Source organism: Streptomyces sp. NPDC050263, assembly GCF_040655955.1.
GTDB lineage: Bacteria > Actinomycetota > Actinomycetes > Streptomycetales > Streptomycetaceae > Streptomyces.
Map to the genome: position 1 here is coordinate 1 of NZ_JBFAKW010000185.1, position 15,054 is coordinate 15,054.

General features: G+C 69.3%; 12 protein-coding genes and 5 pseudogenes. 14 read left to right on the forward strand and 3 right to left on the reverse strand.

Annotated elements, in window-relative coordinates; all coding sequences use genetic code 11:
- The 4 pseudogenes from AB0J04_RS42775 to AB0J04_RS42790 form a co-directional block, all read left to right on the forward strand.
- Window positions 1-84: pseudogene (locus AB0J04_RS42775) on the forward strand (transposase); the annotation flags it as partial.
- Window positions 85-533: 449 nt separating this feature from the next.
- Window positions 534-1,010, forward strand: a pseudogene (locus AB0J04_RS42780) (DinB family protein); the annotation flags it as partial.
- A gap of 349 nt (window positions 1,011-1,359) precedes the next feature.
- Window positions 1,360-1,470, forward strand: a pseudogene (locus AB0J04_RS42785) (type I restriction endonuclease subunit M); the annotation flags it as partial.
- Between the two features lie 174 nt (window positions 1,471-1,644).
- Window positions 1,645-1,964 (forward strand): annotated as a pseudogene (locus AB0J04_RS42790) (transposase); the annotation flags it as partial.
- Window positions 1,965-2,096: 132 nt separating this feature from the next.
- Here the strand turns inward: AB0J04_RS42790 and AB0J04_RS42795 are convergent.
- Window positions 2,097-4,367 (reverse strand): Dyp-type peroxidase, encoded by a 2,271-nt coding sequence (locus AB0J04_RS42795; RefSeq protein WP_363174117.1) that lies wholly within the window; start codon window positions 4,365-4,367, stop codon window positions 2,097-2,099.
- 366 nt (window positions 4,368-4,733) lie between these two features.
- Here AB0J04_RS42795 and AB0J04_RS42800 point away from each other — a divergent pair, with 366 nt between their 5' ends.
- From AB0J04_RS42800 to AB0J04_RS42845, 10 genes are all read left to right on the forward strand, one after another.
- Window positions 4,734-6,626 (forward strand): galactose oxidase-like domain-containing protein, encoded by a 1,893-nt coding sequence (locus AB0J04_RS42800; protein WP_363174118.1) that lies wholly within the window; start codon window positions 4,734-4,736, stop codon window positions 6,624-6,626.
- A 300-nt stretch (window positions 6,627-6,926) separates the two neighbouring features.
- On the forward strand, window positions 6,927-7,259 hold the full coding sequence (locus tag AB0J04_RS42805) for a transposase (RefSeq protein ID WP_363174128.1): 333 nt from the start codon (window positions 6,927-6,929) through the stop codon (window positions 7,257-7,259).
- 94 nt (window positions 7,260-7,353) lie between these two features.
- A complete protein-coding gene (locus AB0J04_RS42810; protein ID WP_363174119.1) occupies window positions 7,354-7,710 on the forward strand; it encodes a zinc ribbon domain-containing protein YjdM in 357 nt (118 codons plus the stop codon).
- A gap of 636 nt (window positions 7,711-8,346) precedes the next feature.
- Window positions 8,347-8,682, forward strand: a complete 336-nt coding sequence (locus AB0J04_RS42815) for a hypothetical protein (protein ID WP_363174120.1) — start codon at window positions 8,347-8,349, stop codon at window positions 8,680-8,682.
- A 191-nt stretch (window positions 8,683-8,873) separates the two neighbouring features.
- Window positions 8,874-9,215 carry a metalloregulator ArsR/SmtB family transcription factor gene (locus AB0J04_RS42820; protein ID WP_363174121.1) on the forward strand — a complete coding sequence of 114 codons (342 nt, stop codon included), beginning with the start codon at window positions 8,874-8,876 and terminating at the stop codon, window positions 9,213-9,215.
- Entirely contained in the window at window positions 9,212-10,999 is a 1,788-nt protein-coding gene (locus AB0J04_RS42825; protein ID WP_363174122.1) for a SulP family inorganic anion transporter, read from the forward strand. The genes AB0J04_RS42820 and AB0J04_RS42825 overlap by 4 nt, the downstream gene beginning before the upstream one ends.
- The gene (locus tag AB0J04_RS42830; protein ID WP_363174123.1) at window positions 10,996-11,403 is read left to right on the forward strand and encodes a pyridoxamine 5'-phosphate oxidase family protein; all 408 of its coding nucleotides are present in this window, start codon (window positions 10,996-10,998) and stop codon (window positions 11,401-11,403) included. The genes AB0J04_RS42825 and AB0J04_RS42830 overlap by 4 nt, the downstream gene beginning before the upstream one ends.
- On the forward strand, window positions 11,403-11,828 hold the full coding sequence (locus tag AB0J04_RS42835; RefSeq protein WP_363174124.1) for an ATP-binding protein: 426 nt from the start codon (window positions 11,403-11,405) through the stop codon (window positions 11,826-11,828). The genes AB0J04_RS42830 and AB0J04_RS42835 overlap by 1 nt, the downstream gene beginning before the upstream one ends.
- Before the next feature lie 48 nt (window positions 11,829-11,876).
- On the forward strand, window positions 11,877-12,290 hold the full coding sequence (locus AB0J04_RS42840) for an STAS domain-containing protein (protein WP_363174125.1): 414 nt from the start codon (window positions 11,877-11,879) through the stop codon (window positions 12,288-12,290).
- Window positions 12,291-12,408: 118 nt separating this feature from the next.
- On the forward strand, window positions 12,409-13,530 hold the full coding sequence (locus AB0J04_RS42845; protein ID WP_363174126.1) for a peptidoglycan bridge formation glycyltransferase FemA/FemB family protein: 1,122 nt from the start codon (window positions 12,409-12,411) through the stop codon (window positions 13,528-13,530).
- 33 nt (window positions 13,531-13,563) lie between these two features.
- Here the strand turns inward: AB0J04_RS42845 and AB0J04_RS42850 are convergent.
- Window positions 13,564-13,860, reverse strand: a pseudogene (locus AB0J04_RS42850) (transposase); the annotation flags it as partial.
- 405 nt (window positions 13,861-14,265) lie between these two features.
- Window positions 14,266-14,547: a hypothetical protein gene (locus tag AB0J04_RS42855; protein WP_363174127.1), complete on the reverse strand. Its 282-nt coding sequence runs from the start codon at window positions 14,545-14,547 to the stop codon at window positions 14,266-14,268.
- Window positions 14,548-15,054: the final 507 nt, after the last annotated feature.

Below are 15,054 nucleotides of genomic sequence, written 5' to 3' on the forward strand. Positions count from 1 at the left end.
ATCCGCCGCTACATCATCTGGCGAAACCGCCATGCCGACGACCGGCGCCTACGCGCCGTCGTCGACAGGGCAAACGTTGCCTGATCCGGCACTAGCCGTCGGGTGAGTTCGCTGTTCTCGGCCCGCAGATGCTTGATGCGCGCGAGCGCGATCTCCAGACGTCGCTGGATGGACGTGGCCGATGCGGGTTGCGAGCCGGTCCGCTGGCCGGAGGGCTGCCGGTTCTTCGGCTCGGTGGCCGCATGCATCGGAACAGGCGGCGCAATCGCCCTGGCAGGCGGCGCGGCGGTGCTGACCGCCAGCTGGATTCTCACCTGGCACCCGCCCACCTCCCCGGTCCCCGTCCCGAACTACTCAACGGGATCAGAGAACGGCACCGAACAGCATGCGTATAGTTCTCCTGCGCAGTAACCGTCGCAGGTCGGGTCGGCCGCGAGCCGTCACGCACCCCACCCCCACGTCTCTCTGCCGGTCGTTGCGGACCACGGACGGGATCTTGAGACCACGAGCAGCCCAGGGCAGGCTCATGCCGCATGATCGTTGAATTCGCGAAAGGCAACCTGCACGGGAGACCGTGGCGGGACCGCAAGGCGCTGCTCTGGAAACTCGACGGCTTGTCCGAATACGACGCCCGCCGACCTTTGACGGCGACCGGGACCAACCTCCTCGGCCTGGTGAAACACGTGGCCACCGTCGAGGCCAGGTACTTCGGCGAGGTCTTCGACCGCCCTTCCCCGGAACCGCTGCCCCGATGGCAGGACTACAACGGCAGCGACCTGTGGGCGGCCGAGGACGAGACCCGCGATCAGATCATCGCGTTCTGCCGGCGCACGTGGGAACACTCGGACGCGACGATCGACGAGCTTCCCCTCGACGCCCCCGGCCACGTGCCGTGGTGGCCGGAGCCTTGTCCCAACACGAACCTGTTCGCCGTCATGGTCCATGTCCTCGGCGAGTCCAACCGGCATGCCGGGCACGCCGACATCCTGCGCGAGGGCCTCGACGGCCGGTGATGGCGACATTTGAATCTCCCCACCCCCTGCTCGGGGGTGACCCCACACCTGCTCAGTGGATCTCCCCACGCATCCGGCACCTGACCTGCGGACGGGCGCCACAAGGGAGGGGCCGCCCGATAGCCAGCCAGGTCCAGGGGCGGGGCGGACTGTCCAGGGTGGCCGGAGGCCATCGCGGAGCGACGCCGAAGGCGCCCTTGACCGGCCGGCACGGCCCGCACACTCCACGAGCGGGCGGCCCCGGCCGGAAACACGCTCGCCGCTCGTTGAAGCTCCCCACTCCCGTTGAACGGCGGACCGAGTGAGGCGACGAGCGGCCCTGGTCGTTTTCAGAGATCCCCATCACCGGACCGGGGTGCGCCCCGAACACGAGCAGCAGATCGACGAGGAAGCCCGCGCAGCCTACTGCGCGAAGATCGAGCAGGCCGCCAGGTCGGCCGCATCGATCAAGGCTTAGTACTCCAGTTGCGGTTCTCCATATGCCCTGTTCAGGGGCATTTTGGGTGAGTGCAGTGGGCTGATCGCGGGCCTGTGTTCTCTTCCCCGGCACCCCTCGATCGTGTGCAGCCGGCGCTGATAGTGGCAACTGTCTGAGCAGCCTCCGGGCGTGATCGACGAGCGTGTAGTTGAGATCTGGAACGACGAGCTCGAGGAACTGTTCCTGCGTACCGGCCACCGCTTCAGGCGCGTCGAGCCGCGTCGCAGGATGCGTGACTACATTCGCGGGCTGCTGGGGCCGGTCGGCCGCAAAAACAGCTGGCAGCTGGCCGCCTCCAGAGGCTCCTCAACGGTGCCCGCTGGGACGCCGATGAACTCCGCGACGACCTCCAGCGTTACGTAGCCGAACGGCTCGGCGAGCCCGACGGCATTCTCATTCTCGACGACACCGGCTTCCTCAAGAAAGGCACCACGTCGGCCGGCGTGCAGCGCCAGTACTCCGGCACCGCCGGGGCTCGTAAATGAATAACTGTCAGGGTTGGGCGGTGGGGATGTGCTCGCCGGACGAGAGGCGAGCCTGCAGTTGTTCGAGGCTGCGTGCTGGTGAACCGGGTATCGGCGTGACGAGCGACGGCGGGGCGCACCTCAGGCTGTCAGGGACTTCCACAGGGTGATCGGGCGGTCCTCGACCGCGACCTGATCATTGTGCCCGTGGCCGTCGGCGATGGAGATGATCCGGTATTTCTGTTGGTGGAACACCCAGAACAGGCTCAGCCCGTTGATGCGTTGCATGTCCGGCACGGCAAGGAACTCGTCCACTCGGGGGATGCCGGCCAGTGACTGCCACAGGCTGAGCGAACGGTCGCCGCGTTCGATGACGTCGTTGTGTGCGGAGCCGTCGGCGATCGAGATCAGCCGGTAGACCTGCTGCCCCAGGGAGGAGTGGAAGAGCCAGTAGTGGCTCTTCCCGTTCTGACGCTGCATGTCGGGCATCGGCAGGAAGGCGTCCACCTGCGCGATTCCGTTGAACGAGGCCCAGGCCGAGATCGGCCGGTCGGGCCGGTCGACGGCGGCTGCCGCCTCGGGGGCGAGCCCGGACTCCGCTCCGTCCGCGACCGAGATCAGCCGGTAGACCTGGCGGCCTTCCACGGTGTGGAACAGCCAGTACCGGCTCCGGCCGTTGACGCGCTGCTCGTCCGGCACCGGCAGGATCGCGTCCACCTTCGACACGCCGTCGTAGCACGGCCAGGTAGTCAGGGGCCGGTCGGGGCGCTCGACGACGTCCTTGTGCTCGTCGCCGTCGGCGATGGAGATGGTGCGGCAGACCGGTCCGTCGCCGCCGGTCCCGTAGGCCCAGTACCAGCTCTTGCCCTGGTCCCGCCCGCGATCGGGGATCGGCAGGAAGGCGTCGGTCGGCCGGACCGTGTCCGGGAGCTTGTCGGTGAGGCGGCCGTCGCCCAGCAGCCGCAGTGTGGTGAGCGAGGGGACGAAGGCGTAGACCGAGCCCTCGGTGGTGACGAACTGGTGGAAGCTCAGCTCGGTCGTCGCGTTGGGGCTCTCGAAGGCGACCTTGCCCGTGGGGCCGACCATCGGGTCGGGGCCGGGCTTCGCCGGGCGGTTCGGCGGGAAGTCGACGTTGTTGATCCAGCTCTTCTGGATGAACTCGAACTGCTCGACCAGGTCGGACTGGTAGCAGACGAAGAGCAGTCCGCGCGGGTGGTCGGGGCCGCCGGGGCCGTCCGAGGCCGGGTCGAAGGGCGCGCCGTAGGGGGCGCCGCGGCGGATGATCCGGCGTCGGTCCATGACCGGGTTCTCGGGGAATGGCTCCGTGCCGGGCTTCTCCTGCAGGCCGTCCCGGGGGTTGGTCTTGCGCAGGTGGGAGAAGAGCGGGGTGGTGAACCCCTCGGGGTCGTTGCGGTAGCCGAAGTCGTTGTCCTGGCTCGCGAGGGCGTTGTCCGGCATGTCGGCGTGCGGGCACTTGGCGACGGGCGTGCCCGAGCGCCAGCGGCCCACCAGGCGGGCGGCCAGCCATTCGGTGGTCGCCTCGTCCGGCACCGCCTTGGCCTTCCTCAGGACCTTCAATTGCGCCGTGACCTGGGCCCACCAGCCCGGGACGTCCTGACCGAGCCGGCGCACCACCTGGAAGCTGCCGTTGCCCGCCCATTCGGGCATCTCGTCGTACGGAATCCCGCCGACCCGGTCGTGCCCGATGACGAATTCGCCGGGCGGGATCAGCCGGGTGCCCGGGTGGTCCTTGACGTACTCCGGCCGCTTCGGGTCGGGCTCGTCGAAGCCGAAGACCCCCGGCTCGCTGACCCCGTCCTTGAAGCCGAAGTGTTCCTTTCCGCGGCGGGTGCCCGGCAGTGTGGCGCCGTTCTGCTGGAAGACGATCACGATCTTGGCCTGCGCGGATGCCTCGCGCTGGGCGGTCAACGCGTCCTGGAGCCCCTCGGCGGTGTCGGAGGCGACGGTGATCACAGCGTGCACGGTCTGGCCCTTACCGTCCCCGAACAGCCAGTTCTCGGGTGAGCTGTCGCCGGTGTCGCCCAGTGAGCGCTTGTGGGACCCCTCCTTGAACGCCTCCAGAGTGCCGCCCTTGGGTACCGAGGGCAGGGGGTCCTTGCCGCCGTTGAGGACCTTCAGGCCCTCGTAGGTGAAGCTGACGTTCGTCCAGGTGGCCTTCAACGTCTGCGGGTCGTCGCCGCCGGTGGCCTGTCTGGCCTTGCGGAACGCCGCGTTGAAGGTGGCCACCTGTCTGGTGGTGGAGATCTGGGAGGCGAGCCGTTTCACCCAGGTGCGTGCCCGCGCGGGGTCCTCGAATTTGAGGAAGAGCAGCGTCATGCGGTCCTTCTTGAAGCCCGCGATCACATCGCCCTGGATGTCGTCACTCTGTCGCAGTTCAAGGTCTTCTTTCATGTTTCTCCTTGACTTTCGCATATGTCATGGGGTCTTCATAGTAATCATGAAACTACACTGAGTGATCGACGCGAGGGTGGGCGTCTTCGGGTCGGCCGCGGCGCGATCTTGTGTCGTAGTGCCGAACCCCTGTCACGCAAGGGTTCTGACCCGTTTGACCGTCGAGAGGTCACCCGCCTGCCCGGCGTCGCGCGACAGCGACAGCCCGGCATGCGAACACTGTGAGTAGTCGCATGCTTGCGTCGTGCGCCTATGCCGTGCGCCTACGTCATGTGCTCTCGTCATGCGCTCGCCATCGGATCGGTGACACGGCGTGGCCGCGACGCCACCGCTACGCGCCCTGCCCTCTCTCTCGCAAGGAGTCCCATGTCCCCCAGGAGCCTGCCCGGTCCGTCGTCCAGACGGATGCTGTACGCGGCGATCTCCGCGTGCGCCGTCTCCGCGCTGACACTCACCATGGTGTCGTCCGGCCCGGCCGCCGCCCACGAGCACGGCGGTGACGCCCCCTCGGCCGACCGGGTTCAGGCCGACCCGGACGAGGCGACGGTCATCGGCAAGGAGCACGCCGAGGAACACGCCATGACCAGGAGGGCCATCAAGGCCGTCGGCGAGTACCCGCAGTCCACCCGCACCGAGCGGCTCAAGGCACTTGCGGCCTCCCAGGCCAAGGCCAACGCGGACTTCGACGCGCTGGACGCCGGTAGGTTCCGGGAGTACTTCCAGTCCCCGGACTTCGCCGCGCACATCGCCATGCTGCCCACCGGCAAGGTGCTGCTGTTCTCCTTCGAGCGCATCGAGAGCAACCCCCAGAAGGAGCCGGCCCCGACCGACACCATCGGCAAGGAGAACGCGGGTCGCGCATACCTGTGGGATCCGGCCAAGGGCACCGGCCCGGGCTCGTTCACCAAGGTCACGCCGCCCGTGACCAACATGCCGGACGGGCTCAACCAGCCCCGCCCCGCGCCGTTCTTCTGTGCCGGCCACTCCTTCCTGCCCAACGGGATGCTCGGTGTCTTCGGCGGCAACCTCGGCGGCAACGGCGGTAGCGGCGCGAAACTCTCCCTCGTCTTCGACCCATGGGAGGAGAAGTGGTACCAGAACCAGGACATGGCGGTCGGCCGGTGGTACCCGTCGGTGGTGACCGGCGCGGACGGGCGGCAGCTGATCATGTCCGGCCAGTCGGAGCTCGGCTGGGGCACCCCCACCCCGATCGTCGAGCGCTTCCCCGCCCTGAACAAGCCCGTGCCCACGGCCAAGACAGACAAGCCGGAGGGCTGGGCAGTGGAACGGTTCAAGGCTGACGCCCCGTTCAAGCGGGACTACCCGCACCTCTTCTCGCTGCGGGACGGCAAGATCTACGGCCTGGGCCGCAACCCCGAGCAGCAGTGGAAGTTCGACCCCGCCGCCGAGACCCGGACGGACCTGGCGCCCCGACCGGACAACATGCCACGCAACTACGGTTCGGCCGTGCCGCTCCCGGCCGGCTTCAAGGGCCCGGACTCGGTGCTGGTACTCGGCGGAGACCGGGACGACCCGAACACGTATCAGCTGGTCGGCGGCCAGTGGAGCAAGGAGAAGGCGAGAGCCTTCGGCCGCACTCAGGACGACACGCTGCTCATGCCGGACGGGACCCTGATGACCGTCAACGGCGCCTTCGACATCCGTGACTACGGCAACGGCCCGTACAACCCCAACGCGGACCTGAAGTACCGTCAGATCGAACTGCGTGACGAGAACGGCAACTGGAGGCTCGGCCCGGCCCAGCGGCTGCCGCGCGGCTACCACTCCAACGCCGTGGTGCTCCCGGACGGCCGGGTGATGGTCACCGGTGACGAGCTCCAGCAGCTCGCCAACGACCCCGACATCACCGACGACATGAACGGCAGCATCGAGATCTACGAGCCGGCCTACCTCCAACAGGGCAGCCGCCCCCACCTCGGCATCGTGTTCAACCCGTCCGTCGGGTACAACGACAAGATCACGGTGAGCAGCAACACCGCCTCCGACGTCACCCGTGCCGTCCTGCTGGCGCCGACCACCGCGACCCACTCGGTCAACACCAGCCAGCGCCATCTCGACCTGCGGATCAAGAGCCGCAGCGGCAGCTTCCTCGAACTCCAGGCACCGCCGTCGGCCAATGCCGCCCCTCCCGGCTACTACATGCTCTTCCTCCTGAACGAGGAGGGCGTGCCCAGCACCGCCGGCTGGGTCCAGGTCAAGCCGGCCTCGGGCGGCCAGACCCCGGGGGCGAGGCGGTGACCGCCTGACTCCGACGTGCCTGCGGCGAGTCTCACGCGAACAGACCGCGTGAACCGCGCCAACGCGTATCACCGCAGGTGATTTTCAAGAGAGCTGGAGGCTGCGAAGCCGATCCGAGCACCAGGAGGCCCTGTTGTCGCAGTCTGTCGCGTCCGCGTCCGCGGAGTCCGACTCGCTGTCACCGTGGTGTGACTGCCTCGCGCACAGGTTCGGCAACGCGGCGGCCCCCCGGACCGCACCTCGTGTTCCGCCTCCGATCTGACGGAGGCGGAACAGCGGGTCGTCCGGCCGTTGCTGCCTGTGCCGGCATGGCTTCAGGGCAAGGGCGGGCGGCCGGAGGGCTATTGCCGCCGCGTGATGCTCGACGCGATTCGATACGTCGTCGACAACGGCGTCAAGTGGGCCAGCCTGCCCGCGGACTTCCCGCCGTATCGGCGCGTGCCACGCCTTCGCCCGCCGCTGGCAGCTGGCGGGTCTGCTCGCCGAGTTCCACGACGGGCTGCGCGACCGAGTCCGGGAAAGGGAGAGCCGGACGCAGGATCCGACGGCCGCGATCGTGGACTCGCAGTCGGTGCGGGCGGCTGCGAACGTCCCGCGCTCCACGTCGGGGTGGGACGGCGTGGGGTGGTGTGAAACGGCGGCGTACGGTCCGGTGCAGCCTTGAGGCAGTGTCGTGAGGTGTTTCCCGTCCCCTCGTGGCGGGGGTGGGGCCAGATATCCTGGCGGGGTGATTGAGAACCTTCCCCCCTGTCCGAAGTGCTCCTGTGAGTACACGTACGAGATGAACGCCCTCGTGGTCTGTCCCGAGTGCGGCCACGAGTGGGCGCCTGTCGAGGGCGCCGCGGATTCCGGCGCTGCCGCCGAGCGCGTGGTCAAGGACTCCGTCGGCAACGTTCTGCAGGACGGTGACTCCGTGGTCGTCGTCAAGGCGCTCAAGGTCAAGGGCAGTCCCTCCGGCATCAAGGCCGGCACCAAGGTGCGCGGCATCCGCCTCGTCGACGGCGTTGACGGCCACGACATCGACTGCAAGATCGACGGCTTCGGGGCCATGCAGCTCAAGTCGAGCGTGGTCAAGAAGGCATGACCTGTCTGCGGGCGGATTTTCCGGGGCGGCGACAGGGTGCTGAATTGCGTATTTTCGCAATTGATTAGATGCTGTGATGGCTGCGCCCGCAGGTTAGCCGCGGGCGCGGTCTCGCGCCCTGTCCTGACGCAGGGCGCGAGCAGAACGACGTGGGTTTGGGGCACTTGGCCCTGTACCCACTGCCGGAGCGCCTCGTCCGTCCAGGCTCCGCACCGACGGACGAGACTCCTTTAGTCGGCCCGGCCGGAGACGTGTTATCGGCGGTTTGCGCGTCTCCGGCTGTCGCCCTTTTCCGGTCGTCGGCATCTCCCCATTCGTTGCGGGGCGACTCGGCGTTCCTGCGGGGGCTGCCGCTCTCCTGCGGGAGGAGACTGGAGTGGGGCATCCGCGCCGGCGCAAGGGGGTGTCGAGCTGTGATGAGCGGGCGGCGTTCGGGAACGCCGGCGGTGCGGTGGTGGCGGTGGCGGCGTAATCCGCTGCGGCGGTGCAGCGATCTCGTCGAGGCGTGGCTCGTACTGGCCGCCTGGGTGGTGGCGGTCGGGGGAGGTCTGCTGGTGGGGCTGGTAGTGGAGGGGGCGGGGGGGGAGGGGGAGGGACCTCGATCGGCAGCGGGTGGAGCGCCGGGCGGTCGCTGCGGTGCTTGTCGCGGATGCCCGGGGCGGGCCGTCGGCGAGCGCGGCCGACGACGACCGGGTGTGGGCCACTGTGCGGTGGGCGACGGCCGATGGGTCGACCAGGTCAGGGCAGGTCAAGGTGGGGTCGGACGCGTTGGCCGGCGCCCAGGTCACGGTGTGGACGGATGAGGGCGGGCATGTCCTGTCGAAGCCCGTGACGCATGAGGAGGCCCGCTTCCAGGCGGTGGTGGCCGGGGCGCTGGCCGGGTTGATCGCGGCGGGCGCGGTCGTGGGCGTGGCCCTTGTGGGGCGGGCATGCCTTGAGCGGTGGCGCATGGCGCAGTGGGGCGCGGAATGAGAGCGGACGGCTTCTCGGTGGGGCGGGCTGACGGGTTGATCGTGTGGCGGCGGCGGGCGGTCGCACAGGGATGCTGAATTGCAAAATTCTGCAATTGGTTAGATGCTGTGTTGGCTGTGTCCGCAGGTAGCCGCGGGCACAGCACCTCTGCACAGCCCCGGTGGGGCGTACATCGGGGAAGTCGAGGGGTCGTGTCGGTTCCGCTGTATCAGGCCAAGGCCGAGTTCTTCCGGATGCTGGGACATCCCGTACGGATACGGGTACTGGAGCTCCTCCAGGACGGGTCGATGCCGGTGCGGGACCTGCTGTCCGCGATCGAGGTCGAACCGTCCAGCCTGTCGCAGCAGCTGGCGGTCCTGCGCCGCTCCGGGATCGTCGCGTCGACGCGGGAGGGCTCGACGGTCGTGTACGAGCTGGCCGGCGGGGACGTCGCCGACCTGCTGAAGGCCGCGCGCCGGATCCTCACCGAGATGCTCGCCGGGCGTAACGAGCTGCTGGCCGAGCTGCAGGAAGCCGGGGTCGCCGCGCGATGACCTCGGTGATCAGCCGGGCCTGGGCTCGGATCGCGGCACTGCTGCCCGGCCGTGCCGATCTGGCGGATGTACGGCGTGACCCGCGCCGGGATCTGCTCGCCGGCCTGACCGTGGCGATCGTGGCGCTGCCGCTCGCGCTCGGTTTCGGTGTCTCCTCCGGGCTGGGCGCGGAGGCGGGGCTGGCCACCGCGGTCGTCGCGGGTGCGCTGGCAGCGGTCTTCGGTGGATCGAACCTGCAGGTGTCCGGGCCGACCGGCGCGATGACGGTGGTCCTGGTGCCGATCGTCGGCCAGTACGGCCCGACCGGCGTCCTCACGGTCGGCTTGATGGCCGGCGTCATGCTCGTCGCGCTCGCGGCTGTGCGGGCGGGGAAGTACATGCAGTACGTGCCCGCACCCGTGGTGGAGGGCTTCACCCTCGGCATCGCCTGCGTGATCGGCCTTCAGCAGATTCCCCACGCGCTCGGGGTGTCCAAGCCCGAGGGCGACCGGGTGCTGGCGGTGACCTGGCGGGCGTTCGAGGACTTCGCGAGGTCGCCGAACTGGACGGCTGTCGGCTTCGCGGTGGCGGTGGCCGCGGTCATGCTCGTCGGCGCCAGGTGGCGGCCGACGATCCCCTTCTCCATCGTCGCGGTGATCGCCGCGACCGCCGTGGCGCAGGTCGCGGGCCTGGACGCGGGCAAGCCCATCGGCGGCCTGCCGTCCGGGCTGCCCGCGCCCTCCCTGGCCTTCCTCGACCCGAGCGGGCTGGGCTCCCTGCTCGCTCCGGCGGTCGCGGTCGCCGCTCTCGCAGCCCTGGAGTCCCTCCTCTCGGCGTCGGTCGCCGACGGCATGACGGTCGGCCAGCAGCACGACCCGGACCGGGAGCTCTTCGGGCAGGGTCTGGCCAACATCGCCGCTCCGCTCTTCGGGGGCGTCCCCGCGACCGGCGCCATCGCGCGCACCGCCGTCAACGTCCGCACCGGCGCGGTCTCCCGGCTCGCCGCGCTCATCCACGCCGCGATCCTCGCCGTGATCGTCTTCGCCGCCGCCCCGCTGGTGTCGAAGGTCCCCCTCGCGGCGCTGGCCGGGGTCCTGCTGGCGACCGCGATCCGCATGGTCGAGGTCGGCTCGCTGCGGGCGATGGCTCGCACGACCCGTTCCGACGCGCTGATCCTGGTCCTGACCGCGGTCGCCACCCTCGCCCTGGACCTGGTCTACGCCGTGATCATCGGTCTAGTCGTGGCCGGAGTGCTGGCGCTGCGGGCGGTGGCCAAGCAGGTCCGTTTCGACCAGGTGCCCCTCGACCGTGGCGACCACAGCGCCGAGGAGCACGCCCTGCTGGCCGAGCACATCGTGGCCTACCGCATCGACGGCCCGCTGTTCTTCGCCGCTGCCCACCGCTTCCTGCTGGAGCTGACCGAGGTCGCGGACGTGCGCGTGGTGATCCTGCGGATGTCACGGGTGTCGACGATGGACGCCACCGGCGCCCTCGTCCTGAAGGACGCGGTGGAGAAGCTGCAGCGCCGCGGCATCGTCGTGATGGCCTCCGGGATACGCCCCGGCCAGCTCCAGGTCCTGGACTCCGTTGGCGCGCTGGAGTTGCTGCGGCACGACGGCCGGGAGCACGCCACCACCCCCGAGGCGATCCGGGGCGCCCGCGACCACCTTCAGCTGGCCGGAGTCCTGCCCGCCGACGCCGCCTCGCAGCCGACGATCCCGGGAGTCCTGCCCGCCGCTGCCTCGCAGCCGACGGTCCCGAAGGCCATGAAGTCCCCCGAACCCCGTGAGGAGCCTGCTCGATGAGTCTTCCCCCTGCGGCCCTGCACATGGTCGAGGTCTCCGGTGCGGAGGCGTTGTGGCTGGTGGAGGGCAGCAGCCTCGGGCGGCTGGTGTACGCACAGCGGGGGCTGACCGCCGTACGGCCGGCCCGGCATGTGGGGGAGTACGGACGGTTGATCGTCCGGGCCCCCGTCCAGGCGGCTGTGGTCCCCGAGGCGGTGACGTACCAGGTGGACGAGATCCGGGTGGCGGCCGGCACCGGCTGGACGGTGACCGTGTCCGGCTCCGCCGAGATGATCACCGATCCGAACGAGGTCGCCCACTACCGGCGCACCCTCGCCGGATGGAGTCACGGGCCGCACGACACCGTGCTGCGGATCCACCCCAAGAGCGTGATCGGCTTCCGTCTAGCCCGGGCGGAGGCGTGATGTCCGTCCAGCTGGAGACGCTGCCCCACCGACACGTGCTCACCGTGCCCGCCGAGCCCTCCGCCGTGCGTCTCGCGAGGGAGACGGCCGAGCTGGTGCTGAACTCTTGGCGGATAAGTCTGCGCCATCCCACGGTGGATCCGGCGCTGCTGATCCTGAGCGAGTTGGTGACCAACAGCGTGCGGCACGCAGCCCTCCTCTCCCCACAGGTCACCGTGATCTTCGCGGCCGGTGCGGACTGTCTGGCCTTCGCCGTGCACGACCGCCACCCGTACCAGCCCTCGCTGTACGGGGCGGTCACAGGAAACGGTGCGAGCGGTCTCGGCATCGTCATGGAACTCGTCCTGGGCCTGGGCGGCACCGCGGTGGTCCGCGGCGAGGCCGACGGCCGGGGCAAGAGCATCTGGATCACCCTCCCCCTCTGACCGGACAGCGCAATCCGGTCGGCGACCCGCGCAAGGAAGTGCACCACCATGACCATCGACTGGCGCTACACCGTCTCGGACGACCTCGGCGTCCTCTCGGTCGCCGGATACCTCGGCCCCGACGCCGCGCACCGCTTCACCGGCGCCGTCGGCTGGGCCCTGGCCCGCGGCACGGGCCCGCTCGTGGTCGACCTGACCGAACTGCGCGGCTGGTCGACCGAGGGCCAGGTCGCCATCACCGACGCCGCCCGCAGCCTTGCCGAGGCGGGCCGCAGCCTTGAACTGGCCGCGATCCCCGCCGACGGCTCCCTCGTCCCGGCCGGGGACGGCCCGCCCGTTCCCGTCCACGCCGACCTGGCCGCGGCACTCGCCGCACACCGCACCGGGCAGACGGCGGATCAGACCGAGGGGCGCCAGGAGTGGCGCACGACCGGCTGGCCTACGGACGACGCCGACCGCTGAGACCACTCAGAGGGGGTGCAGTACTGGGTCGCCGAATACGACTTCGGGGCCCCCGCAGCCAGATGGAGAACGCCGTACACCGCAGCAGGCTTGCGGGTCGCACAAAGGAGCGCTGCGCATGAGCTTTCGCCTGAAGTCGATCACCCGGGAGGATCATCTGGCCTTCGTCCGGGCCCGGCCGTCGGTGAGCCATATGCAGGTTCTCTCGTGGGGAGACGTGAAGCCGGACTGGCGAGCGGAGAGCCTGGGCTGGTTCGACGAGAGCGACCGACTCGTAGGCGTGGGACTGGCGCTGCTGCGGCCGTTGCCGAAGCTGAAGCGCTACCTCGCCTACCTGCCCGAGGGACTGGTCATCGACTGGGCCGCACCGGATCTGGAGCAATGGCTTGAGCCGATGCTCGCGCATCTGAAGGAGCAGGGGGCGTTCTCGGTGAAGATGGGGCCGCCCGTGGCGGCCCGCCGCTGGAGTGCCGAGGCGGTCAAAGCGGCGATCGCCGACCCGCATGCGGGTCGGCTGCGGGACGTGGAGGCCACCGTGCACGAGCCGCGGGCCTTCGACATCGGCGACCGGCTGCGCCGGATGGGCTGGCAGCAGACCGAGCCCGAGGGCGAGGAGGGCTTCGCCGCCGGTCAGCCGCGCTACGTGTTCCAGGTACCCTTCGCCGGGCGGTCGTTGGCGCAGGTTCAGCGGGGCCTGAACCAGCAGTGGCGCCGCAACATCAAGAAGGCGGAGAAGGCCGGCGTCACGGTCGTCCAGGCCGGCTACGGCGACCTGCCCGCCTTCTACGACCTCTATGTGGAGACTGCCGAGCGGGACCGGTTCATCCCCCGCCCGCTGGCCTACTTCCAGCGCATGTGGACCGCGCTGAGGGCAGAGGACCCCGACCGCATGCGGCTCTACCTCGCCCACCACGAGGGCGAGGTCCTCGCGGCGGCCACGATGCTGACGGTCGGCGAGCACGTCTGGTACTCCTACGGCGCCTCCACCAGCCGCAAGCGCGAGGTCCAGCCCAACAACGCGATCCAGTGGCGGATGATGTCCGACGCCCACGCGCTGGGGGCGGGTGTCTACGACTTCCGCGGCATCACCGACACCCTGGAGGAGAGCAACCACCTGCTGGGGCTGCTGCGGTTCAAGGTCGGCACCGGGGGCGAGGCCGTCGAATACCTCGGTGAGTGGGACTTCCCGCTCAACAAGGTGCTGCACAAGGCCCTTGACCTCTACATGTCCCGGCGCTGAGTAATAGTCAAGACCTGTGGATCATGGGGTAGTTCAGGCGGCGTGAGCTTCGGGGCGTTCGACGAGGTGTCCGCGTTCGAAGCGGGCTCCGGCGCGAACGAGGGCGACAAGGTGGGGTGCGTTCACGGCCCGCCACCGCTGCTGGGCGGACTCGACGAGTTTGAAGGCCATGGCCAAGGCGGCGGCCGCACTGCCGGCGCCTCGGGTGACCTTCGTCCGCAGCCGGACCGTGGCGAAGGTCGACTCCGGATTCGTCGTGCGCAGGTGGATCCAGTGTTCGGCGGGGAAGTCATAGAACGCCAGTAGCTCGTCGACGTCGTCGGTGACCTTCAATCGATCACTCGGGAAGGTACGCCCTTCGCGTCCAACCCGAGCTCGATCCACAAGCCTTGAGCATTGCTCCCCGGCCGCTGATATGCGCCTGCGTCGCACAGACTCACCATCATGACTTGCCTCGTCACGGTCGTAGTAATCGTGATCCTTCCGCAGCGCCCGAGCCGGACGAGGCGGAAGAGTCTCGTGCGGCACCGTGGCGCAGGTCGTGAAGTCGAATCGGTCGGAGGCCGATCTCCGCTACGGTGGGCACCCGCTGGAGGTCGGCGCGGCTGCCTGAGTGCCACGGGCCCTGGCGCGACGCTGACCAGGTCGAACGCGCCGTCGTGCAGTGGGTCGGCCGGTACAGTGTCGAGCGCCTGCATCCGCCCTCGACTGCCTGCCGCCCGAGTCGGCTCGCCGCTACGGGATCAGAGAGTTGTGAAGTTCGACGATCGACGTGTCGAACGGCGGCGCTCCGAGGTCCTTCGCCGCAGGGATGATCGACTCCTCCAGGAAGCGCCGGAACGCGTCTTCCGACTCCCAGACGTCGATGACCTGCCAGCCGCCCGCTTCACGAGCCGAGGCGAAGTGGGCGATGAGTCCGGCGGGCGGATTCGTACGGTCCGGAATCACACGGTCGAAGGTTGACTGGTAAAGCTCTTGGTTCCAGTCCGCAGCCTGGTTGTACACCAGAACAGTCATCTCGGGTCCCTCGATTCCCGCTCGAAGACCGGCCTCCATACAACGCTACGTCTGCACGCGGCAACCAGCGAGCGGCGTGCCCCGCGACGGAAGCGCCTATGCCCCGCGTCGTCGCGTCCCGGACACGGCCGTGCCGGCTGCCCACCGGGCAGGGCGGAGGCACGCACCGGTCCGGCAGGATCGGCAGGCTGTTCGTGCACGAACCACTCAGCCCGTTCGGCGCATGGTGCTCGGCGCGGCTCTACGAGCTGGCGGAGCGCAATGTTCCTTCGCGTCGAATGCCCTGGCTCTTCGTAGCGCACAGCGACCACCAAGCGGGTCCCGCCCGGAAGACTGCGGCCTCGCCACGGATGGCTGCGTCTCACGCTGGGGGCGCTGGACCATGAGCTGCCATGCACACGGGCAGGAGTTGTGGGCTGAAGGCGATGAGTTGAGGCCATGGGGGGACTGTAAAACGATCGGTGTAACTCCTGATCAAGGAAGATGCATCGATGACCAGCGACAACG

Excerpts from the sequence above, each read along its gene's own strand:
- AB0J04_RS42795 (WP_363174117.1), bottom strand. The coding sequence starts at position 4,367 with ATGAAAGAAGACCTTGAACTGCGACAGAGTGACGACATCCAGGGCGAT.
- AB0J04_RS42800 (WP_363174118.1), top strand. The coding sequence starts at position 4,734 with ATGTCCCCCAGGAGCCTGCCCGGTCCGTCGTCCAGACGGATGCTGTAC.
- AB0J04_RS42825 (WP_363174122.1), top strand. The coding sequence starts at position 9,212 with ATGACCTCGGTGATCAGCCGGGCCTGGGCTCGGATCGCGGCACTGCTG.
- AB0J04_RS42830 (WP_363174123.1), top strand. The coding sequence starts at position 10,996 with ATGAGTCTTCCCCCTGCGGCCCTGCACATGGTCGAGGTCTCCGGTGCG.
- AB0J04_RS42835 (WP_363174124.1), top strand. The coding sequence starts at position 11,403 with ATGTCCGTCCAGCTGGAGACGCTGCCCCACCGACACGTGCTCACCGTG.
- AB0J04_RS42840 (WP_363174125.1), top strand. The coding sequence starts at position 11,877 with ATGACCATCGACTGGCGCTACACCGTCTCGGACGACCTCGGCGTCCTC.
- AB0J04_RS42845 (WP_363174126.1), top strand. The coding sequence starts at position 12,409 with ATGAGCTTTCGCCTGAAGTCGATCACCCGGGAGGATCATCTGGCCTTC.
- AB0J04_RS42855 (WP_363174127.1), bottom strand. The coding sequence starts at position 14,547 with ATGACTGTTCTGGTGTACAACCAGGCTGCGGACTGGAACCAAGAGCTT.